The sequence below is a fragment of the Paramesorhizobium leguminum genome (genome assembly GCF_003217235.1).
GTDB lineage: Bacteria > Pseudomonadota > Alphaproteobacteria > Rhizobiales > Rhizobiaceae > Paramesorhizobium > Paramesorhizobium leguminum.
The window spans coordinates 1-1037 of sequence record NZ_QJTF01000068.1 but is presented as its reverse complement, the minus strand read 5'-3'; the positions used below and the strand labels follow the sequence as shown (position 1 = coordinate 1037).

At 57.8% G+C, this 1037-nt stretch carries 1 protein-coding gene; it reads left to right on the top strand.

The window, feature by feature from the left end:
- Nucleotides 1-49: 49 nt before the first annotated feature.
- The coding region (locus C7477_RS18665) for an IS481 family transposase (RefSeq protein ID WP_110754821.1) at nt 50-1037 on the top strand (988 nt) is incomplete at its 3' end.

Genomic DNA, 1037 nt, shown 5'->3' with positions numbered 1-1037 from the left:
TCCCAGACTTTAATGGTGCATTCTTTTCTCAGGAATGGAAGGAATCATTATGGGCCAGTTTCTCCATGGGAGCGCCACGACGACTGAGGCAGTCCGTCGAGCGATACAGCATAGTCAAGAGAGCCTGAGGGCGCTGTCGAAGCGTTACGGCATCAACCAGAAGACGGTCGCGAAGTGGAGGAAGCGCACGTCCGTAGCGGACCGTCCGACTGGTCCGAAGGAACCAAGATCGACGGTTCTCTCGGTTGAGGAAGAGGCCGTCATCGTGGCTTTCCGGCAGTATACGCTGCTGCCGCTCGACGATTGCCTTTACGCGCTGCAGCCAACCATTCCGGCGCTGACGCGCTCGTCCCTGCATCGCTGTCTGCAGCGTCACGGGATCAGCCGCCTGCCCGAGGTCGAAGGCGACAAGCCTGTCAGGAAGACGTTCAAAGCCTACCCGATCGGCTATTTCCATATCGATATTGCCGAAGTTCAGACGGCTGAGGGCAAGCTTTATCTGTTTGTCGCCATCGATCGAACGAGCAAGTTCGCCTTCGTAGAGCTTCATCGCCAAGCCAAACGGAGCACCGCCGGCGATTTCCTGCGCCATCTTGTCGAAGCGGTGCCCTACAAGATCGTCATCGTTCTGACCGACAATGGCACGCACTTCACGACGCCGGGCGCTGGCGGATCGGCCGCTCCCCTGATTGCCGAGGCGCTCGCCAGGGGCGAAACCGTCTGGGCGCATGCTTTCGAATACGCCTGCGCACAACTCGGAATCCAACATCGCACCACCAAACCCAAGCACCCATGGACAAACGGCCAGGTCGAGCGAATGAACCGCACGATCAAGGAGGCGACAGTCAAACGCTACCACTACGACAGCCACGCCGACCTCGAACGTCACCTCACCGACTTCGTCATCGCCTACAACTTCGCCCGCAGGCTCAAGACGCTCAAAGGCCTCACGCCTTACGAGTTCATCTGCAAAATCTGGAAAACAGAACCAGAGAAATTCAAAAGAAACCCGCTCCAGCAAATACCGGGACTAAACA